Genomic DNA, 20,986 nt, shown 5'->3' on the forward strand with positions numbered 1-20,986 from the left:
GCGTTTTTACAAGCCGGAGATTGTACCATACTAGGGGTCAAAAGCTGGTATAGGGCAGGATTTTTAGCTTTATAAAGGGGTTTAGCTCGCTACTTCTAAAGCGCTGTGGTTAGGCTGTTTTATCTTAGTGGGTTGAGGATTATTCTTTGGCGTGCTGTTTTCTTTAACTAGCGGCTCAATAATACTGACTTTCGGCTCAGCGGCTAAATTGGGGTAATCCGTTCGATAGTGCCCACCGCGACTCTCCTGCCGCTGATAAGCAGATTGAATAATCAGGCTAGCCAGCCCTAATTGGCGTGTAAGTCGAAAATAAGCCAGCCTGCCCATTTTATTTGGGAATGCGCAGTCAGAATCTCCCAGCATGGATTGCCATTTATTTATTTGTGCTAAGGCTTGCTCTAACGACTTAGCGCTACGCACAATACCTAAATTATTCGTCAGCAAAGCTTTTAATGGCGTCGTTATTTTATCGATGTCAGTAACAATATCAATATCGATATGACGGTTGTCATTAGCAATGACACCAGCAGTAAAATTAGCTTGCGATAAGTGAACAGACTGGTTATTCGATAAAGTAGGGGTTGCCCAAATATTAGTCATTAAATAGTGTGGTAAATGTGCCGCAATATTGCGACCAACCACTACGCATTCTAATAACGAATTACTGGCCAAGCGATTGGCACCATGCAGTCCTGTGTAAGCGACCTCGCCAGCGGCATACAGCCCTTGCAGGTCGCTCAAGCCATTAGCACAAGTGACGACCCCGCCGCAGCTATAATGAGCGGTCGGTGCAACGGGAATGGGGTCTGTGGTAATATCAATGCCAAGCGCTAATAGCGTCTGATAAATTTGCGGAAAGTGCGCTTGTATAAATTGACTTGGTAAATGGCTGATATCAAGATGCACATAACCCAGACCGTTATCGCTGATTTGTTCGGCAATCGCTCGGGCGACAATATCTCTAGGAGCAAGCTCAGCTCGCTCGTCTACATCTAACATAAAGCGCTTGCCGGTCTGCGGACAATACAAGCGTCCGCCTTCACCGCGCAGGGCTTCGGATATCAAAAAGCTGCTGTCATCCAGCGCTAATCCTGTCGGATGAAACTGGATAAATTCTAAATTCGCCAAACGACAACCTGCTTGCCAAGCCATCATCACCCCATCACCAACACAAACATCGGGGGCGCTGGCACGTTGAAACAGTTTACCTAAGCCGCCACTGGCGAGCACCACCGCTTGGCTATGAATAGTAAGCTGACGTTGGCTACGATGATCAAAAACGATGGCGCCTTGGCATTGTTTATCGCCGGTAGTATTAGCGTGCAGATTTGCCGCTGACGATTCTGTTAGTAAGCTTAAAGCCTCACAAAAAGGCATAATCGTAATATTAGCCGCCGCTTTTGCCTTGTTAATTAAAGTGTCCATGATATGGCGACCAGTGGCATCATCAGCGTGAGCCACTCGGCGACGGCCATGACCGCCTTCTTGCGTTAAATGCAGATTATCAGTATATAAAGTTTGAGCGGGCTCTTGAGCATGCTGGTTTTTCTGCGGAATTTGAGTAAAAGGCACGCCTTGCTCGCACAGCCATTGCACCGCTTGTTGGCCAGCGCTTAAAATATTACTAGTATTGTCAGCGGCGCATAGTCCGGCGCCAGCGATAAGCGTATCGGCGACATGATCGCTTACCTTATCGTCTTTATCTAAGCTCGCTGCGATGCCGCCTTGCGCGTAGTGACTAGAGCCGCTCTCCAGCGCCCCTTTACTTAGCACCATAACGGTTAACGATTTAGGCAGTGATAGGGCAGTGCTTAGTCCGGCAAGCCCAGCACCGATAATCAATACATCGGTCTGCTTACTTTGGCTATATTGAGCCATTTTATGCCGCTCCGACATTGGCAAATAATTCACGGTCTTTGACGATGTCACCGCTCGCTGCTACCCGCTGCTTTTGCGATTCGGCAAAGTCGAGCATACGCTGCAAAGGCTTTTTGGCGGCATCTGCTAGCTCTGGCGTCATGGTTATTTCGCCAGTTTTATGCAGCAGACACTGCTCGATACCTTGGAGGCCATTCATCGCCATCCATGGGCAAAAGGCACAACTTTTGCAGCTGGCACTTTCTCCAGCAGTGGGCGCCGCTAAGAAACGTTTATTCGGTGAGCGTTTTTGCATCTCGTGCAAGATACCCAAATCGGTGGCAACGATAAAGGTATCAGCGTCCATTTCATAAGTTGATTTGAGCAGCTTACTAGTAGAGCCCACGACATCGGCAAGTGCAACCACGCTATCAGGTGATTCAGGATGCACCAACACTTTCGCATCAGGATGCTCGGCTTTTAATTGCTCAAGCTCAGTGGCCTTAAACTCGTTATGTACTAAGCACGAGCCTTGCCATAACAGCATATCAGCGCCGGTCTCACGAGCGATATAGTTACCCAAATGACGGTCAGGCCCCCAAATGATAGCTTCACCTTGCTCATGCAAATGACGAATAATATCGATACCGACGGATGAGGTTACCACCCAATCAGCACGTGCTTTCACCGCAGCGCTAGTATTGGCATAGACTACCACTGTACGCTCAGGATGAGCATCACAGAATGCGGAGAACTCCTCGGCAGGACAGCCCAAATCAAGCGAGCATTCCGCTTCCAAATCCGGCATCAATACGGTCTTTTCCATACTTAATATTTTGGCAGACTCGCCCATAAAGCGTACGCCTGCAACTACTAAAGTTTGGGCGCTATGCGCTTGCCCAAAGCGAGCCATCTCCAGCGAATCACCGACACAGCCGCCAGTAGCTAATGCTAAATCTTGGATAAAAGGATCGACATAATAGTGGGCCACCAGCACTGCATTGTGCTCTTTTAATAAGCGTTTTATATTGCTTTCGATAGCGCGGCGCTCAGTACGGCTTAAGTCTTTTGGAATTTTAGCTTTGGCGTGCTCAATATCAAGCGTAGCTACGCTGCTATTATCAGTACTCAAGATAGGGGCGTCGTAAGGATAAGTATTCATGGCGGCAAGCCTCCGTGCAATAGCGATAATGATTATAGAAATAAGTTATAAAAATAAGTGATATAAATAAGAAGTAGTGAGTAATTCATCTAAAAAATAGGATTTATTAATAAGCTGTTTGTAATTATGCTCATTATGAGCATAATTACAAGTGGTTTTTCTATATTTTTATAAGTTTAATAAAATTATCTAACTGATTTAACAAAATTAGCACGGCCAAGTTGCATCCAGTAGCCACGATAGAACACAATCCACGCTATACTAAAGGCTATTAATTGAGCCTTATTATCAATAATTTATAATCAATAAAGGGTAATTATAAAAGGATGACTTTATCTTATTCACATGCGCACCAGCAGGGCAGTGGCACGACTGAGGTGGTCGCGGTACTTGTCGCTATTACCAATCATACGGCGCGCGTGCTAACCGTTGATCAGGGTAAGCTATTGCCGAACGGACCTTTGATGCCGCTTCACCGCTCCCTGCAAGCGGGCGTGCGCCAATGGGTGGAGGAGCAAACCGAGCAGCCACTCGGCTACATTGAGCAGTTATATACTTTTGTCGATACCAATAGGCGTAACGTTGATGGTCATGCTCTAGTCTATGTCAGTTATTTGGGGCTGGTACAAGAAGAGCAAACCCAGGAATTGCCTAGCAAAGCCTTATGGCGAGATTGGTATGATTATTTTCCGTGGGAGAATCATCTACAGGGCATGCCGAGTATAATTACTGACTTTATCCTTCCGGCTTTGTTTGACTGGGCAGCTGCAGCGCCAGATGAGATCACTCAGCAACGCCGCCGTCAGCGCATTGGTTTGTGCTGGGGAATAAACGGAGACGGTCCTGGTAACAGCACTCAAAGCACATCGAAAAATTACACCGATAGTAATGATGATAAAAACCAGCATGGTGGCTGGCTGCCAGAGCACGTGCTGCTACGTTATGAAATGCTTTATGAAGCAGGACTTATTCCGGAGGCGCCTAGTTATTCGCCTAGCAGTCAGGCTAGTAAGCTCCCTGCCGATTGGTCACAGATTATAGGCATGCCCATGTATTATGATCATCGCCGAGTGATAGCGACCGCAATCTCAAGACTGCGAGCGAAGATAGAGTATCGTCCGCTTATATTTGGCCTAATGCCTGATACTTTTACTTTGTCGCAGTTACAGCAAAGCGTGGAAGCGCTCTCAGGAGTGCGCTTGCATAAACAAAACTTTCGAAGATTGCTGGACTCGCAAAACTTGGTGATGGCAACAGGAGAGAGTAGTAGTGCTCAGCGTGGTCGCCCAGCCAAGCTCTACCGTTTCTGTCATGATATTGAGCTACAAAGCCTACTGATGGATAGTAAGCTACCTAAACGCAAATAGGTTTTATTGACGCAAACCTTCATCTTATCTTGTCAGCTTGGACACATTACGCTATATTTATGCTCATTTTGAGTTTAATTCAGTTAGATTTACTATCATAGATTATTTACCATTATTAATAAGGGTCAGAATAAATGAGCGTCCACATAGAGCCAGCGATAGATGAAGTGTTACTAAAACCTTTGGTGCAAGCAGCATTGGTAGAGGATTTGGGCAGGCGGGGCGATGTGACTTCGCAAGCCACCATTCCCGCCGATAAGCAAGCGCAGTTACAGATTAGAGCGCGGCAAGCTGGGGTGATTTGCGGGATGGACCTAGCGCACTTATCATTTGCTCTGATTGATAAACAGATTGAGTTTAGCGCCCAAGTGCATGATGGCGAATATGTCGAAGCTAATACCGTATTAGCAACGGTCAGCGGTAATGCGCGTCATTTATTAACGGGCGAGCGTACGGCGCTGAATTTTATGACCCATCTAAGCGGTATTGCCACCGCCACTCGGCAGATTGTCGATAGTGTCGCTGATTACCCAGCGCAGATTACTTGTACCCGTAAGACCATTCCGGGCTTACGTATCGTGCAAAAGTATGCAGTACGCTGCGGCGGTGGACGCAATCACCGTTTGGGACTCGACGATGCTATTTTAATCAAAGACAATCATATCGCTATCGCAGGTGACATCAAAACCGCTATTAAGCAAGCACAAGATTTTGCTGGGCATCTGATTCCTATCGAAGTTGAGGTTGATACCCTAGAGCAGTTGCAGCAAGCGCTAGACGCTGGCGCAAACTTGGTACTGCTGGACAATATGACGCCTGAAACGTTAAAACAGGCGGTAGCACTATGCAAAGGGCGAGCAAAAACCGAGGCTTCTGGCGGCATTACGCCTGAAACCGTAACAGCCGTTGCAGAGGCTGGCGTGGACTTTATTGCCATGGGTTATCTGACCCATAGCACCACCGCGCTCGATATTGGCCTTGATTTTAGTGCTTAGCGTTGCAGAGGTTTTTTGATTAGAATTTAGAAACAATTTGTATATAGTAACGTTTTAAGAGGACTAAATAGTATTTTATTAATGGGTGTTTTTATAAGATAAAATCAATCGAAGTTAATGATTTTATTAGCTTATCTACCTATGGTACAATGCCGCTGTCATCGCCTATTGGGATGCCTACTGGGCCATCGTCGCACTCGCACGATGGCCTTATTTTTTGCTAGATGTTGATGATATAGTTAGGTCAATATAAAAAATATACAGCTAGACTGGGACGAATTCTTTGCAGCCTCTGTCAGCGTAGACACAGCACGCCAGTGAAATTTGTTCCAGTCTGGCGCTATAGTTTAGTGTACCTATTGAATTTAGTATCAACTATAAACAAGCGAGCGCTCAGTGAATACTGAAATTATTAAAATTATTTTAGCCTTTGTGGTATTGATCAATCCATTTAGTGCTTTGACGCTGTTCTTAGATTTAACCCGTGGCTACTCGATGATTAATCGGCGCAAAGTGGCACGAGTGTCCTGTTTAACTATCTTTATCACCATCACCTTTTTTACCATAGCGGGGGAGACCTTACTAAAGGCTTTAGGTATCTCTATCGGCTCGTTCCAGTTGGCAGGGGGCATACTAGTGTTCTTAATCGCCCTTAATATGATGAATGGTGAGGGCAACCCGGTCAAACCGGATCAAGAAAACTTTGATGTCGAATACGATAAATTTGCGCCGCCAAGTACTGCCTCAGCGGTAGTGCCACTAGCTATTCCGATGATGATTGGCCCTGGTGGTATTTCCACGGTCATCATCTATTCCTCACAAGTATCAGGAATCTTGCAGGTATCAGCGGTGATTATTGCCGGCTTGCTTATTAGTTTGTTCTGCTATTTAGCGCTGATTTCTGCAGGACGTATCAGCCGTATACTGGGCGATACCGGACTTAACATCATGAGCCGGATCATGGGTATGCTGCTGGCTGCGGTGTCGATTGAGATTATCGTCAATGCTTTACGGACTCTTTTTCCTAATTTAATGTAAGTCGCCCAACTTCGTAGTCACAGATGTAACAATTTTATACTTGTGACTTTTTACGCTCTGTAATCCTGTTACTCACGCAGCAACTTTCCCCATAGCCCTAAATCAAAGGGCTACCTCCTATTTATAGATATTTCATTCTAAAACTTTTAAAGTTAAAATATTTTATTATTAATGGACTTTTGTTTATTAAAGAGTCCATTTTTCTGCTAGTTGCACTCATATTCTTACAGATCAATTGCTAATAGTGTCCTCAGTTTATAATATCCATAATAATATGTTATAGTTGAGCTCCACTAATTTTAGCAGGAGTGTACTTTGAGTAAGACAAGAATTGCTATTTTAGGCGCAGGTCCTAGCGGTCTGGCGCAATTACGTGCTTTTGAAGCAGCTCGTTTAGCCGGTGCTAAAAATTTGCCTGAAATAGTTTGTTATGAGAAACAAAATGCAATCGGCGGTATGTGGAATTATAGCTGGCGTACCGGTTTAGATAGAAACGGTGAGCCGGTTCATGGCAGTATGTACCGCTATCTATGGTCGAATGGTCCCAAAGAGTGTTTAGAGTTTGCTGACTATTCTTTTGAAGAGCATTTTGGTCAACCTATCCCGTCATATCCCCCACGTGAAGTGTTAAAAGACTACATCATGGGTCGTATTGATAAACAAGATATTCATAAATACATCCGTTTTGAATGTCCTGTACGCTGGGTATCTTATGATGATGAGACCGAAAAGTTTACGGTTACAGTCATGAATCATAAAACGGATGAACAAGAAGTTGAAGAGTTTGATTACGTCGTAGTTGCGACTGGTCATTTCTCCACCCCCAATATGCCTTATTTTGAAGGCTTAGAAGAGTTCCCGGGTCGTATCATGCACGCTCACGACTTCCGTGATGCTCTAGAATTTAAAGACAAAGATATTTTATTAGTAGGCAGTAGTTATTCAGCCGAAGATATCGGTACCCAGTGCTATAAGTATGGTACCAACTCAGTAACGATCAGCTATCGTAGCAAAGCGTTGGGTTATGACTGGCCAGAAGGTATTAAAGAAGTGCCTCTAGTCACTCATTTTGAAGAAGACGTGGCCCACTTTGCTGATGGTACCAGTCAGAGCTTCGATGCGGTTATCATGTGTACCGGTTATTTGTTCCATTTCCCGTTCCTGCCTGATGAGCTACGTTTGCAAACGCACAACTGTCTATATCCAGCGAACCTATATAAAGGTATCTTTTGGCAGCCTAACCCTAAGCTTATCTACTTAGGTATGCAGGATCAGTATTTCACCTTTAATATGTTCGATGCGCAAGCTTGGTATGCCCGCGACGTGATCATGGGTGATATTGAAATGCCTGACCTTGAGACTCGTCAGCAGGATGAGGAAAAATGGTTAGCGACTTATGCCAAGACCGTAACGGTCAGTGATTCTATCGACTTTCAGGCGGCATATATTCGTGATCTGACCAATCCTACTGACTATCCTGAGTTCGCAGTAGAGCAGCAAGCTGAGCTGTTAAAAGAATGGCAAGAGCATAAGAAAGAAGGCATCATGACTTTCAGAGAAAAGTCTTATCGCTCTACCTTAACGGGCACATTAGCGCCTGAGCTACCAATGCCTTGGCTTGATGTGCTAGATGATTCATTAGAGCACTTTTTGAACTTGTCATTTGAGAAGCCTAAAAAGGCCAAAAAGGCATCTTAAGATAGTTAGTAGTTTGATAGATTTATTGTCAATAACCTAGCATAAATATAGATGCTAAAAGCCAAACATACCGCAGAGGTGTGTTTGGCTTTTTTATTGTCAAATATTTAGTCAGATTAATGGTTGATTCTTAGCTTAACAAGCTTGATAAAGTTAATCGTATTTTTTGGGTTTGCTATAGTCAGGTCAATATAAAAAAGATACAGCTAGACTGGGACGAATTTTGCGCAGCCTCTGTCAGCGTAGACACAGCACGCAAGTGAAATTTGTTCCAGTCTAGCGCTATAGTTTAGTGTATTTATTTAATTTGGCATCAACTATATTAACTCGAATATAAATGCCAAGCCAAATAAAGCATCAATAGTCCAACCAAAGCGTCAAGTATATTCCAAGCTTTGGGTTTGCTGAATAATGGCTGCAATAAACGTGCTCCATAACCTAAGGCAAAAAAGAAAAAGAACGAGGCACTAACTGCGCCGCTGGCAAAGGTTAATTTACTACTGGCTCCGGTTGAAACCATACCGACTAATACCAATGTATCTAAGTAGACATGGGGATTCAGCCACGTAAAACCGAAGCATAATAATAATGACTTTTTTAAGCTGGTAACGACTTGTCCCTCAGCGCTCAAAGCATGCGATAGGCGTAAGCTAGCATATAAGCTTTGTAAGCCATAGCCTACTAAAAACACCGTACCCGCTAACTTGGCAATCTCTACCACTTGCGGATAACGCGCCGTTACCGCCCCAAATCCGGCAACCCCGGCGGAGATGAGCAGGGCATCACTAACGGCGCAAAATAGGCAAATATAAAAGATATGCTCGCGCTTGATACCTTGTTTTAGCACAAAGGCATTTTGCGAGCCGATAGCAATGATCAATGACAGTCCGAGCAAAAAACCTGAAATATAATCGGGGGCATTCATAATATTAAGCTCGAGTTTTGAGAGAGAATCATTGACGTTTGCTTACTGGCAGAGTCGAAAAAAACTGTTAAGATACGTTATCAACTCAGCATAAGCAATATAAAATTGAGCATGTAAAAACTAATATAAGTAAGGAGCAGCGTAGGTCATGGTCATAAGTTTGACAAGAATGCTACAGTCATTTGGGCAAGCACAGGATGACCTGCCGACGACGGCTGCCAATAATATTCAGCAAGCCGCCGCTAATAACACAAAGAGTAGTGAGCATAACCCCGTGCCAGCCAATGCTAAAGGCATTAAAGGTGCTGAAGGTATTAAGAACGCTGAAGGCATTAATAGCGCTGAAGGCTCTACGCTAACTGCGCCCGAGCGAGTGGAGCGTATCTGTGACGCTTTAGCTCAAGTGAGTGATACCCGCTCACCAACGCCGTTGACCGATCGTTACTTGGCTAACAAGGTAAATTGGCGTTCGCCCAATCGCCCTCCTTTTGACCCTGATACTTTATGGTATCTCAAACATGGACGCGCTCCAATTATGACTGAACTTGTCGATGTGGTCGATGAAGCCACTCTAAATGCAATGCCGATTGAGGCTGTGGCGATTCTAGACCGAATCAACGGTAAGCTCAAACGCTATCGTGACTGGAGTCAAGAGCTTAATGAGCAGCAACAACAGCAGCACAATGAGCGGCAGTTCGTTATTGATAAGCTAGTAACCGAGAGTATTCCAGAAGCGCTCTATCATTATGAGCAGCTGCTACGTTTCAGTCCGCATCGAACTAAAAGCAGTACCGTTCAAGGTAATATGACCGCCGGCGATATGCTCACTGATCTGTTTTTGGAGATAGATTACGAGCTCGACGAATTACTCGATGAGCTGCATCAAACGGTGTTAAATCGTCTGGCCTCCACTCATCGTTATGTCAAAAGCCGTACCAAAAATTAACTTCATTAAATTAATTTTATAACAAGGATAACCTAATGACCCAAGTAACCGCCATGTTTGTCATGTTTATCTTGTATGGAGTATTGCCAGCTGCGGGTATATACCTAGGTTATCGCGGGATCAAAAAAGTCACGGCGCCCAAGATGCTTGAATATAAGGCGATGCCGCAATTGGGTTATATTCCTGAAAAGAGCTTACCGGCGGAAGTAAAAGCGGCGCTGGCTGAAATCAATCAAAAAGGCGAGAAGCTGCGCGTTATTTACGGTGATACCAATAATGATGGCAAAATTGATGATACTGATACGGTGAGTGAAACCTATATCATGATTCAAAACCTAATGGATAAGCATATTCCGCAAGCAGTGGCGGATTATCGTCGTCTGCATGATCTCGATGGCGCTCGTGCCGACAATACCAAAATTAAACACTCTGATGTGACCGGTAAGGAAGCACTGCTCGAGGTACTAGGAACTATTAATACTCAATTTGACGATTTATTAGCGGCATCCTACCATCAAGATGGGCAAAAGCTATTAGTAACTCAGCGTTATCTGCAACAGCGTTTTGAGGGTTCTAGTACTATTGATAACTCGAACACCCAAACCCTGCAAGCGCCTAAGATTAGTAGTGATGAGTAATAGGTGCTGCCAGCGTAGACACAGTACGCAAGGATAAATGAAGATGAGTATATTAATAGGCGTTGGTATTGCTACTACCATTACCGCCTTTTATTTGGGTAAAAAAAGCTGGCAGGCTTTTCATAAAGCCGTTGGCATTACCCCTGGAGTCCTTACTTATCAAGATCCTCATGCTCCTGTTATCTTATCGCGTTTAAAGTGGCAGCAACTAAACCTTAATAGCCAGCATTTGCAATGTTTAAGTGATGCACAATTGCGGCAACTGCAGCGTATCGATGATAAGCTAGCCCTTTATCAGCGGTATTTGACAGATTATCAGCAGCATTTAACAGAGCAAGGTAGAACGCCAACCGTTGACGAACCGCAAATCGTATTACAAAAACTGCTGTATACACGCTTGCCGGAAATACTTGCTAGTTATTACTATTTAGTCAATAACTCAGTTGCTGACAATGCTAATGCTACTGCGCAAGATAACAAGCAAGCGGAAGCTCGACATTTATTGCAACAAGCGTTGCATAATATTGAACGGCGTTTGGATCAAGGGTTAGAGCAAATGGATGATCAACATCTACAAGACCTGCGGGTTATGAAGCGTTACTTAGACAGTCGTGATTAGAGCATACTTGAGAGGTTAGAGTAACCCAAAAACAAGCAGCCAATGAATTTATCATTGGCCGCTTTTTTTTAACCATAGCTTATCAAAGCTTTAGCGCTGATTATTACGGTCACGATTATTGCGGCTACCACGGCTGGCAGGTTTTGCACTGCTCTTAGCGGTAGCGCTATTGCTAGAGCTATGACTACGTTTGTTGTCAGCACGGCGCGCTTTTAGCGGCTTATCTTTGATACGTTCTTGCTTGCGCTTGGCAGCACCATGTAAGCCGGTGCCATGACGGGGACGTAAATCAACCAAGTCGGTTAGGGTGTTGATCTCTTTTTTATCCAGCTCTAAAAAGCGCCCGGTACGCAGCTCTTTGGGTAGAGCGATGCTACCATAGCTGGTACGTAATAGACGGCTAACTTTTAGGCCTTGAGACTCAAATAAACGGCGTACTTCGCGGTTACGGCCTTCTTTAAGCTTGACGTGATACCATTTATTAACCCCTTCACCGCCGCCTTCTTTTATATCTTCAAACTGAGCCATGCCATCTTCTAGCATCACCCCTGAGGTTAGATTGCGGGCGATATCGGGGGTGACTTCACCGAGTACTCGTACCGCATATTCACGGGTAATCTCACTAGAGGGATGCATCAAGCGATGCGCCATCTCCCCATCATTGGTGAATAGCAATAGCCCTGTTGAGTTGATATCCAAGCGACCGACCATCACCCAGCGGTCATGAGTTAACTTTGGCAAGCGTTCAAAGACAGTGGGGCGACCTTCGGGGTCATTGGCAGAGCAGACTTCACCTTCAGGCTTATAATATGCCAGCACTCGGCGGCGTTTTTCATTTTCGGCGGTATACTTGATTAAGCGTCCGTCGACGCGAATCTCATCGCCTTGCTCTACACGATCGCCAATAGTGGCAGGGCCACTATTAACAGAAACTCGTCCTGCTTTAATGACTTCTTCCATTTGACGACGTGAGCCTAGACCCATGCGGGCAAGGGCTTTCTGTAATTTCTCATCTTTCATAACCATATCCTTGAATCGGTTGGTAATACATTTCGCAATGTATTGGGTTCGGAAAACTAGTGTTTAACAATAAACAATATTGATGCTTAAAAACATTAATATTAAAAAACTAAACAAGCGCTATATTCTACGCTAATTAAGATAATTAAGCATCTTTTGCAAAGATGTTTTCTCAGATAAAGCATTTACAGCCTTAAGTTGACTAAAAATTTACTAGGGTAATACCTAGTAGCTTAATATTTGTGCTATATTGCGATTAAATTTTTGATGCTGATTGGGCATCAACATGCTAGAATTACGGATTAGTTTAACGAACTATTTAGCTAACGCCATGTATTATAAGGTCTTTACTATGCATCGAACCTCTAAGCTACTGGGTGCAACAAGCTTACTGCTCATTAGTTTGCTTTCTGGTTGTGCAACCACTTCTGCACCTACTATTAATGCAGGATTAAAAGCGGGAAGCTTACCACCGGTTGGTAGTTTTACGGCTGAAAATGGCATACAATTCAATATCCAACCTCTAAACCTAGCGACATTGCCGCCGCCTCAAGTAGCCCAGCCTAATAACGATATTAATCATTTGATTCAAAGCTCTACTAAAGCTCAGTATCGTATTACTCCAGGTGATATTTTAAGTATCAATCTAGTAGGCTATCCAGAGATGAATGCAAGCTCATCCGGGTCTGGAGGGAGTACCCCCTACGCTTCAGGTTATCCTGTAGATCAGCAAGGCTTTATTCAGTTTCCTCTAATAGGACGTATACAAGCCTCCGGCTTAAGTGTGCCGCAGTTCACAGAAAATCTACGGGGACGGCTTGAGCGCTATTTGAAGTATTCAGATCCACAAGTAAAGATTATCAATTACCGTGGTAATAAGTTCTTTATCGATGGTGAAGTCAAGCAGCCTGGTGAGTTTTCTATTGAAGACTCTCCTGTCTCTCTCTATAGTGCTATTTCTATGGCGGGCGGTGCAACCGATACCGGTGATTCCAATAGTATTGTCCTTAATCGCAATGGCCGTAATTATAATATTGGCCTGCAAGACCTACGTCAGATTGGCGCTTCAGGTAATCAGATTTACATTCAAGATGGCGATTCTATCCATGTCAATAGTGAAGACCGCAAGAAGGTTTATTTACTAGGGGAGTTCGGTCTGGTTAATCCAGTGGCAATTCCTGAGCAAGGGCTAAGTTTAGCTCAAGTATTAGGCGAATCGAGAGGGCTTAATTCAAGTACTGCTAATGCAGCTAAAGTATACGTAGTTCGAGATAATCCAAACTATCAGCGTACTAATATATATTATGTTGACATGCAAACTATGACCAATTTTGCGCTTGCTAATCGTTTTGAGATGCATCCGAATGACATCCTTTATGTGGATCCAACAGGCTTAACCCGTTGGAACCGTATTATTAGTGCCATACTGCCATCTACTTCGGCAGTCGCTGCGGTTACAAATCTCGCTGAATAGTTAATAAGGTATATATGTTATGGCATTTGATAATATTTTAGTAGTTTGCGTAGGGAATATATGCCGTAGTCCTATAGCTGAAGCATTATTATCTGAACAATACCCACAAAAAAATATTGATTCTGCAGGAGTATCTGCGTTAGTAGGGCATAGTGCGGATTCTAAAGCTATAGAAGCAATGAAGAACGATGGCATAGATATCAGTAATCATATTGCCAAGCAGATAGATGAATCATTGGTGGTAAAATCAGATTTGATCTTGACTATGTCTGATCATCAAACGAAATGGATTGAGAGTCAATGGCCGCATAGCCGGGGTAAGACCTTTAAAATCGGCCATTGGATTGATAAAGATATTGCGGATCCGTATAAGTTAGATAAACAAGCATTTGAGACTGCGAAGCAAGATATCATTGATAGCCTTGATCAGTGGACTGATAAAATTAGTTAAGTTGCGGATAGTTATGAGTATGAATTCACAGACACAAAACAAGCAAAAGTCTACTGCAGAGCAGAGCAATGATGATATTGATCTGATGGCTTTATTGTTAGTACTATTACGCGGCTGGAAAGTCGTGGTTTTTTTTGCTCTTTTAGGATTAGCATTGGGGATAGTGTATAGCCGTTATGTCAATCCAGTATTTAAGGCAGATGCGTTAATACAGATCGAAGACAATACAAAAGGCCTATCAGGACTTGGATCAAATATCTCTGAATTACTAGAAGGGTCTGATTCTAGTAAAGCTCAAACAGAAGCAGAGCTTATAAGATCACGCATGATACTAGAGCCAGTCGTTGAGCTATTGCATCTTCGAGTACGCCTTTCTAATCCTAATATTGGGTTTATAGACAGAGTAGCAAGAGATAGTATTAATACTCAAATAAATACGTCTGAAGGTGTCAGTTTAAGAACTCAAGATGGCAAAGTGGATATCAGTCAGTTTAATGTATCACGTGCTTACCTTAATCAGCCTTTTACCTTAGTTAGATCTGGGACTGGTTTTATATTAAGTAACGGTTTTGATGAATTCAAAGGTCAGCTAAACCAGTCACACACATTTAAAGGAACAAATGGACAAGTTCAAATCACAGTCATTGATCTACCTGATGATAACTATCCTATCAATATTGCTAAGCAATCTTTACAGACAGCTACTGACTCTATAAATGCTGCTTTATCTGTAGTAGAAAAAGGGCAGCAGACAGGTATTATTGAGCTGTCTATGACAGGTTCAAACCAACAGCAAGTTAGTTTGATACTAAAAGAAATTATTTTTTCTTACGTGGATCAAAATCAGTCTAGGGGATCAGAAGAGACTACTAGAACGCTAGAGTTCATGGAATCTCAAATTCCTGTGCTTAAAAAGAAGCTAGAAGCTTCCGAAGCGGCATTCAATGAATTTCGTACAAAGTATGGCACTATCGATGTTGAACAAGAAGCAGGTTTACTCTTAACAGAAACTTCTAATATTGATAGACAGTTAAGTGAGCTAAAACTAAAAAAAGCAGATCTAACGACTTATTATACGGAAGAGCATCCTTTAGTTATCCAAATTAATGATCAGATTGAAGTCTTAAATAACAGAAAGCAAGAGCTCGAAAATACAATTTCTGAATTACCCGAAGTTCAAAGAGAATTTTTAACGTTATCTGAAGATACAGCTATTGATAGAGAAATCTATTTAAACATGCTTAAAAACTATCAACAATTACAGATCGTTAAAGCGGGTCAGGTTGGCTATGCTCGAATTATTGATTTACCTTTAAGCAATTTTAATATTATTGCTCCTAAGAAACTAATAATTTGGCTCTTAGCTACCTTGATAGGTACGATGCTAGGTATGTTACTAGTATTAATTAGAGGCTTGTTTAGAAAAACGGTTAAAGATCCTGAGCGTCTTGAAGCCAAAACAGGTGTTCCTGTTGTTGCGACTATTCCACGCTCACCGTTACTGACAAGGTTGAATAAAAACAAAAAATCTTCGAGTCGGTTACTCGCTCAAGCTGATAGTAATAGCTTAAGCTATGAGGCTATAAAAAGTTTAAGAACGAATTTAATGTTCAGTATGCCGAAAGTAGGTAAAGCTGGTAAACGAGCCAAGGTGATATTAATTACTGGTGAGAGCCCTGGAGTAGGTAAGTCTTTTATATCTTCAAACCTATCTGAAGTTTTTTCGCAGCTCGATAAAAAGGTACTTATTATTGATGCAGATATGCGGCTAGGAGAGTTACATAAAGTATTCAATATGACGCAGGATAATGGTTTAGCCGATTACTTTATTCAAGAGACAGATAGCATAGTCGATATCGTTCATCCGACGAGCTTAGATAATGTTGACTTTATACCTCGAGGACAACATCCTCGCAATCCTACTTCATTGCTATCTGGTGGTAAGTTTAACATCTTAATGGCAGAGCTCAGTGATCATTACGATTATATTATTATCGACTCACCACCTGTGCTCGCAGCTTCTGACGCTATGATCTTGTCGCAATTTGCTGATCAAGTATTGATGGTAACTCGATATGATACCTCAGTAGAAGGTCAGTTAGTTTATGCAGTTAATCAGCTGGGTAAGGCTAATGTAGAAGTAGATGGTATCGTTCTTAATGATGTACAGCAAGGTATTATGAGTAAATACAGCTATCATTATAATTATGCTTATGGCAATGATAGCCAGTAAACAACTGGTAAGTGTTATACCTTAGAATGAGTATTTTATTTATGAATTTAGTCCCGAACGAAGATGATTATCAACCCTCTAATAAACAAACCAGCGTCAATACTAGCTGGTTTTTTAATAGTACCCAGCGACTATTATCTCTACCACGTAGTATCAAGCGGGCTATTTTAATAACTGCCGACTTTGTAATGGCAGTCATCTGCTTATATCTTGCATTAGCGTTACGTTACAATTACATTGCTAATCATATTAGTCTCTCAGCATTATTCTTCTACGCACTTATTCCGGTTATTGGTTTATACCTTATTGGGTTTTATAGAGGGCTATCAAGGGCATTTTTTGAAGGTTTGATCGGCAGTGTGTTACAGCTATCAGTCATCCTTATTATCGTTTATCAAATTATTTTATCCTTTGATATTTTTCCTGATATGCCGCGCTCAGTACCCTTTATATTTTCATTTATGTATTTAGTTTGGTTATGGAACAGTAGACTGACTATTCGGGAGTTACTAACTCGATCACAAAGTAAATATCAGAAAAGTCTTAAAGGAAATGCTGATTATGACAACGTTATTATTTATGGAGCAGGCGAAGCTGGCAAAGAGTTATTAGAGGGGCTCAAAAATTCGCATAAATATAATGTAGTCGCTTATGTAGATGACGATCCCCAACTTACTGGTGCTTATTTATTAGGTAAAAAGATTCATGCAGCAGATGAGTTATTAGATGTAGTGGATAAGCTCAATATAGCGCAAGTGTTTTTAGCTATTCCTTCTATCAGTAGGGCGCATAAGCGCCAAATTATTGATAAGCTAGAAGGTATCTCTATCAAAATAAAAGAGCTACCTAGTCTAGAAGAGATCGCTGAAGAAAAAGTTACTGTTAGCAGTATGCGTAAAGTGGATATTCTAGATGTCTTAAACCGTCAGACGGTTGAACCAGACGTTCGATTGCTACAAAAAAACATAACAGGTAAGTCTATATTGGTTACGGGTGCAGGAGGGTCTATTGGTAGCGAGCTCTGTCGCCAAATCATCAAAAACAAGCCCAAATCTTTAGTGCTCTATGAGCTGTCCGAGTTCGCGCTTTATAGTATCCATCAGGAGCTGCTAGCGAAGCAAGCTAGCGAGCCTAATTATCAAGGTATTAGTATTATTGCTATTATTGGCAGTGTGACTAATGAGGATAATCTATTTAGAGTATTTGAGTCATACGATGTACAAACCGTTTATCATGCTGCAGCATACAAACATGTACCGATAGTCGAGCACAACCCTTTTGAAGGGGCTATCAACAATAGCAAGGGTACCTATCATTGCGCTCAGGCTGCAATAAGAGCTAAAGTTGAGACCTTTGTTTTGATCTCTACAGACAAAGCAGTAAGACCGACCAATATAATGGGCGCTAGTAAGCGTTTGGCAGAATTAGTGTGTCAAGGTTTTAGCCAAAAAAACAATCCGAATAATAATCACACCCTTATTAGTATGGTACGTTTTGGTAATGTATTAGGTTCATCAGGCTCGGTAGTCCCAGTATTTACCAAACAAATAGAGCAAGGTAAGCCGATAACGGTCACTCATCCTGATGTCACTCGTTACTTTATGACTATTCCAGAGGCAGCTAATTTAGTTATTCAAGCCGGAGCAATGGCAACGGGAGGCGAAGTGTTCGTCTTGGATATGGGTAAACCAGTTAAGATTGTCGATCTTGCTCGCCGGATGATTCATTTAAGTGGACATAAAGTTAGAGACTCTAATAACCCTGATGGTGATATAGATATTGTGTTTACAGGACTAAGACCTGGCGAGAAGCTCTATGAAGAGCTCATAATCGGTGAGGATAACGTTAAAAATACAGATCATCCCCTTATTATGCAAGCTATAGAGCACAGCTTCCCTTTAACTGATATCGAAGATACATTGTTTCAACTTACGGATAAAGCGAAAAATCAAGATATAAAGTGGCTCAAAGCGCAGTTCAAATATTTTGTAGATGGGTATACTGGCGGATCTACTGTGGATACTTCAAAGAATACAGTTATAGATTCCCAAAAAATTATTTAATATGCTGACTGAGCTTTCTTATTATGAAAATGATTAAAAAAAGTAGCTTTGTTAGTGGAGCGGGCGTCTATTTATTTTCTAATATTCTAAACGCTATTATACCGTTCATTCTGCTACCTATATTAACACGCTATCTTGATCCTGCGGAGTATGGCGAAGTAGCCATGTTTCAAACGTTATTGGGTGCGTTAGGTGCATTTGTGGGGGTAGCCTTTGTAGGGGCTATAAGTAGGAAATACTACGATCCTGACATTACTAAAGAGGAAATGGCTAGTTTTATTGGTTCCTGTGTTCAGCTAATTGTTATCTTTTCGCTGATAGTCTTTTCTGTTCTTTTTGTTTTTCAAGATAAGTTTGCTGAATGGTTAAGTCTAAAACCGAGTTATATCTTTTTTGCAGTGCTTGTTGCTTTTTGTATGGTAATTATAAGTATACGTTTAGCACAATGGCAGGTTCAAAAAAAATCAGTAAAATACGGTATATTACAAATATCGCAAAGCCTATTGAATATGCTCTTATCCCTTCTATTAGTAGTAGTGCTTTTAAGGGGTGCAGAAGGACGTATAGATGCTCTAATAATTGTAAACTTAGTTTTCGTAGTGATAGCCTTAATTCTCTTGAAGAAAGATAAGCTGCTGACTATCTTTGTGTGGCGAAAGGACTATTTATCAGAAGCGCTGAAGTTCGGTATACCTCTTATGCCTCATATAGCAGGAGGGTTTCTATTAACCACAGTGGATAGGTTTGTCATTAATAAGGAAATCGGTCTTGCTGAAGCAGGTATCTATATGGTTGCTGTTCAATTGACAGCGGCTATAGGTATTGTATTTGATGCTATTAATAAAGCCTATGTGCCTTGGTTATTTGAGAAGTTAAAAGCGGATCAAACAAAAGATAAACAAAAGATAGTTAAATTAACCTATGCATGGTTTGTTTTAATTATAGTCGGTGTTATGCTGTCTTTTTTAATTGGTCCTCCATTAGTAGTGTTAATAGCTGGTGAAGAGTATGCAGAAGCAGGAGAGATAATAGGATGGTTAGTATTAGGTCAAGGCTTTCAGGGCATGTACCTAATGATTACTAATTATATATTCTATTCAAAAAGAACCGGTCTGCTATCAGTTGCTTCTATCAGCTCTGGTATACTAAATTTAGTTTTATTAGTTGTATTAATCCGTATCTTTGGCTTAGAGGGTGCAGCGGTTGCATTTGCTATTTCAATGGGTATTCGTTTTTTATTAACTTGGTGGATAGCACAAAAACGGCATCCAATGCCTTGGTTCAGTTTTAATAAGCAATAGGTCTATTATGAATTCTATTTTAAAGTTAATTGGCAGAGAAAAAGAGCTTTTTACTACGGATATTAAAAATAACTCAGGAACACTTGAAGAAATTGTTTCTAACTCTAAGTTTCTAGTTTTGGGCGGGGCAGGTTCTATTGGTCAAGCAGTGGTCAAAGAGATTTTTAAGCGCAATCCTAAAAAGCTCCATGTCGTAGATATTAGCGAAAATAATATGGTCGAACTAGTTCGTGATATTCGCAGCTCTTTTGGTTATATTGATGGTGACTTTCAGACTTTTGCTTTGGATATAGGATCATTAGAATATGATGCTTTTATCAAGGCTGATGGACAATTTGATTACGTTCTCAATTTATCAGCCTTAAAACATGTGCGCAGTGAAAAAGACCCCTATACTTTAATGCGTATGATAGATGTCAATATATTTAATACGGATAAAACCCTTAAGCAGTCTATTGACGCTGGAGTAAAGAAGTACTTCTGTGTTTCTACTGATAAAGCAGCCAATCCTGTAAATATGATGGGTGCATCCAAGCGTATTATGGAGATGTTCTTAATGCGTCGCAGCTTAGAGATTGATATCTCTACTGCGCGTTTTGCCAATGTCGCTTTTTCTGATGGTTCGCTACTGCATAGCTTCAATCAGCGCTTAGAGAAACGTCAGCCTATTGTTGCTCCTAATGATATAAAACGTTATTTTGTGACTCCTCAAGAGTCTGGTGAGTTATGCTTGATGTCCTGTTTATTCGGCGATAACCGAGATATCTTTTTTCCTAAGTTGAGCGAAAGCTTACATTTGATATCTTTTGCAGATATAGCGGTTAGATACCTCGAACAAAAAGGCTTTGAGCCGGTATTGTGTAGTAGTGAAGAAGAAGCTCGTGAGCTAACCAAGACTTTACCTGGGCAAGGTAAGTGGCCTTGTTTGTTTACTGGTAGCGATACCACAGGTGAAAAAGATTTTGAAGAATTCTTCACCGATTCAGAAACCCTTGATATGGAGCGTTTCGAAAACTTAGGCATCATTAAGAATCAAGCGGTATTTGATTCACAATTACTACTTGAGTTTGAAAGTACTATTGCTGCAATGAAGGAAGATCTTGCTTGGGATAAAGAGTCTATTGTTGAACTGTTCTTTAAGATGATTCCTGATTTTGGTCATAAAGAGACTGGTAAATATCTTGATAGCAAGATGTGAG

General features: G+C 41.8%; 17 protein-coding genes. 13 read left to right on the forward strand and 4 right to left on the reverse strand.

Annotated elements, in window-relative coordinates; translation table 11 throughout:
• Positions 1-81: 81 nt before the first annotated feature.
• Positions 82-1,878, reverse strand: a complete 1,797-nt coding sequence (gene nadB / locus JMX18_RS00310; protein ID WP_227674509.1) for an L-aspartate oxidase — start codon at positions 1,876-1,878, stop codon at positions 82-84.
• Between the two features lies 1 nt (position 1,879).
• Positions 1,880-3,019 (reverse strand): quinolinate synthase NadA, encoded by a 1,140-nt coding sequence (nadA, locus tag JMX18_RS00315; RefSeq protein WP_201582588.1) that lies wholly within the window; start codon positions 3,017-3,019, stop codon positions 1,880-1,882.
• 326 nt (positions 3,020-3,345) lie between these two features.
• On the opposite strand from nadA, the gene JMX18_RS00320 reads away from it, so the two are divergent.
• From JMX18_RS00320 to JMX18_RS00335, 4 genes are all read left to right on the forward strand, one after another.
• Positions 3,346-4,386: an NUDIX hydrolase gene (locus tag JMX18_RS00320; RefSeq protein ID WP_201582589.1), complete on the forward strand. Its 1,041-nt coding sequence runs from the start codon at positions 3,346-3,348 to the stop codon at positions 4,384-4,386.
• 134 nt (positions 4,387-4,520) lie between these two features.
• The gene (gene nadC / locus JMX18_RS00325; protein ID WP_201582591.1) at positions 4,521-5,381 is read left to right on the forward strand and encodes a carboxylating nicotinate-nucleotide diphosphorylase; all 861 of its coding nucleotides are present in this window, start codon (positions 4,521-4,523) and stop codon (positions 5,379-5,381) included.
• 396 nt (positions 5,382-5,777) lie between these two features.
• Positions 5,778-6,419 carry a MarC family protein gene (locus JMX18_RS00330; protein ID WP_201582593.1) on the forward strand — a complete coding sequence of 214 codons (642 nt, stop codon included), beginning with the start codon at positions 5,778-5,780 and terminating at the stop codon, positions 6,417-6,419.
• A 315-nt stretch (positions 6,420-6,734) separates the two neighbouring features.
• Positions 6,735-8,117 (forward strand): flavin-containing monooxygenase, encoded by a 1,383-nt coding sequence (locus JMX18_RS00335; RefSeq protein WP_201582595.1) that lies wholly within the window; start codon positions 6,735-6,737, stop codon positions 8,115-8,117.
• A 322-nt stretch (positions 8,118-8,439) separates the two neighbouring features.
• Here JMX18_RS00335 and JMX18_RS00340 read toward each other — a convergent pair whose 3' ends face one another.
• Positions 8,440-9,042 (reverse strand): LysE/ArgO family amino acid transporter, encoded by a 603-nt coding sequence (locus tag JMX18_RS00340; RefSeq protein WP_201582597.1) that lies wholly within the window; start codon positions 9,040-9,042, stop codon positions 8,440-8,442.
• A gap of 148 nt (positions 9,043-9,190) precedes the next feature.
• Here JMX18_RS00340 and JMX18_RS00345 point away from each other — a divergent pair, with 148 nt between their 5' ends.
• Genes JMX18_RS00345 through JMX18_RS00355 form a run of 3 tightly spaced genes read left to right on the forward strand, consistent with a single transcriptional unit; the run spans position 9,191 to position 11,245 of the window.
• Entirely contained in the window at positions 9,191-9,988 is a 798-nt protein-coding gene (locus JMX18_RS00345) for a hypothetical protein (RefSeq protein ID WP_227674510.1), read from the forward strand.
• A 35-nt stretch (positions 9,989-10,023) separates the two neighbouring features.
• A complete protein-coding gene (locus JMX18_RS00350; RefSeq protein ID WP_201582599.1) occupies positions 10,024-10,626 on the forward strand; it encodes a hypothetical protein in 603 nt (200 codons plus the stop codon).
• A gap of 43 nt (positions 10,627-10,669) precedes the next feature.
• On the forward strand, positions 10,670-11,245 hold the full coding sequence (locus tag JMX18_RS00355; protein WP_201582601.1) for a hypothetical protein: 576 nt from the start codon (positions 10,670-10,672) through the stop codon (positions 11,243-11,245).
• A gap of 90 nt (positions 11,246-11,335) precedes the next feature.
• On the opposite strand, the gene rluB is transcribed toward JMX18_RS00355, so the two are convergent.
• Positions 11,336-12,265 (reverse strand): 23S rRNA pseudouridine(2605) synthase RluB, encoded by a 930-nt coding sequence (gene rluB, locus JMX18_RS00360; protein WP_201582603.1) that lies wholly within the window; start codon positions 12,263-12,265, stop codon positions 11,336-11,338.
• Positions 12,266-12,617: 352 nt separating this feature from the next.
• On the opposite strand from rluB, the gene JMX18_RS00365 reads away from it, so the two are divergent.
• The 6 genes from JMX18_RS00365 to JMX18_RS00390 are packed head-to-tail and all read left to right on the forward strand — an operon-like array spanning position 12,618 to position 20,985.
• Positions 12,618-13,739, forward strand: a complete 1,122-nt coding sequence (locus JMX18_RS00365) for a polysaccharide biosynthesis/export family protein (protein WP_201582605.1) — start codon at positions 12,618-12,620, stop codon at positions 13,737-13,739.
• A gap of 19 nt (positions 13,740-13,758) precedes the next feature.
• Positions 13,759-14,190 carry a low molecular weight protein-tyrosine-phosphatase gene (locus JMX18_RS00370; RefSeq protein ID WP_201582607.1) on the forward strand — a complete coding sequence of 144 codons (432 nt, stop codon included), beginning with the start codon at positions 13,759-13,761 and terminating at the stop codon, positions 14,188-14,190.
• 19 nt (positions 14,191-14,209) lie between these two features.
• Positions 14,210-16,423: a polysaccharide biosynthesis tyrosine autokinase gene (locus tag JMX18_RS00375; RefSeq protein ID WP_201582609.1), complete on the forward strand. Its 2,214-nt coding sequence runs from the start codon at positions 14,210-14,212 to the stop codon at positions 16,421-16,423.
• A gap of 41 nt (positions 16,424-16,464) precedes the next feature.
• Positions 16,465-18,486: a polysaccharide biosynthesis protein gene (locus JMX18_RS00380; RefSeq protein ID WP_201582611.1), complete on the forward strand. Its 2,022-nt coding sequence runs from the start codon at positions 16,465-16,467 to the stop codon at positions 18,484-18,486.
• Positions 18,487-18,509: 23 nt separating this feature from the next.
• A complete protein-coding gene (locus tag JMX18_RS00385; RefSeq protein WP_201582616.1) occupies positions 18,510-19,787 on the forward strand; it encodes a lipopolysaccharide biosynthesis protein in 1,278 nt (425 codons plus the stop codon).
• Positions 19,788-19,794: 7 nt separating this feature from the next.
• Entirely contained in the window at positions 19,795-20,985 is a 1,191-nt protein-coding gene (locus JMX18_RS00390; protein ID WP_227674511.1) for a UDP-N-acetylglucosamine 4,6-dehydratase, read from the forward strand.
• The last annotated feature ends 1 nt before the right edge of the window (position 20,986 follow it).

Origin of the sequence: Psychrobacter jeotgali (genome assembly GCF_904846315.1) — a bacterium.
GTDB lineage: Bacteria > Pseudomonadota > Gammaproteobacteria > Pseudomonadales > Moraxellaceae > Psychrobacter > Psychrobacter jeotgali.

What these genes read in the sequence shown, in the direction of transcription:
- JMX18_RS00390 (WP_227674511.1), top strand. Translation starts at nt 19,795, where the DNA reads ATGAATTCTATTTTAAAGTTAATTGGCAGAGAAAAAGAGCTTTTTACT.
- nadC (WP_201582591.1), top strand. Translation starts at nt 4,521, where the DNA reads ATGAGCGTCCACATAGAGCCAGCGATAGATGAAGTGTTACTAAAACCT.
- nadA (WP_201582588.1), bottom strand. Translation starts at nt 3,019, where the DNA reads ATGAATACTTATCCTTACGACGCCCCTATCTTGAGTACTGATAATAGC.
- JMX18_RS00370 (WP_201582607.1), top strand. Translation starts at nt 13,759, where the DNA reads ATGGCATTTGATAATATTTTAGTAGTTTGCGTAGGGAATATATGCCGT.
- JMX18_RS00345 (WP_227674510.1), top strand. Translation starts at nt 9,191, where the DNA reads ATGGTCATAAGTTTGACAAGAATGCTACAGTCATTTGGGCAAGCACAG.
- rluB (WP_201582603.1), bottom strand. Translation starts at nt 12,265, where the DNA reads ATGAAAGATGAGAAATTACAGAAAGCCCTTGCCCGCATGGGTCTAGGC.
- JMX18_RS00340 (WP_201582597.1), bottom strand. Translation starts at nt 9,042, where the DNA reads ATGAATGCCCCCGATTATATTTCAGGTTTTTTGCTCGGACTGTCATTG.
- JMX18_RS00365 (WP_201582605.1), top strand. Translation starts at nt 12,618, where the DNA reads ATGCATCGAACCTCTAAGCTACTGGGTGCAACAAGCTTACTGCTCATT.
- JMX18_RS00320 (WP_201582589.1), top strand. Translation starts at nt 3,346, where the DNA reads ATGACTTTATCTTATTCACATGCGCACCAGCAGGGCAGTGGCACGACT.
- JMX18_RS00355 (WP_201582601.1), top strand. Translation starts at nt 10,670, where the DNA reads ATGAGTATATTAATAGGCGTTGGTATTGCTACTACCATTACCGCCTTT.
- JMX18_RS00380 (WP_201582611.1), top strand. Translation starts at nt 16,465, where the DNA reads ATGAATTTAGTCCCGAACGAAGATGATTATCAACCCTCTAATAAACAA.
- JMX18_RS00375 (WP_201582609.1), top strand. Translation starts at nt 14,210, where the DNA reads ATGAATTCACAGACACAAAACAAGCAAAAGTCTACTGCAGAGCAGAGC.
- JMX18_RS00385 (WP_201582616.1), top strand. Translation starts at nt 18,510, where the DNA reads ATGAAAATGATTAAAAAAAGTAGCTTTGTTAGTGGAGCGGGCGTCTAT.
- JMX18_RS00350 (WP_201582599.1), top strand. Translation starts at nt 10,024, where the DNA reads ATGACCCAAGTAACCGCCATGTTTGTCATGTTTATCTTGTATGGAGTA.
- nadB (WP_227674509.1), bottom strand. Translation starts at nt 1,878, where the DNA reads ATGGCTCAATATAGCCAAAGTAAGCAGACCGATGTATTGATTATCGGT.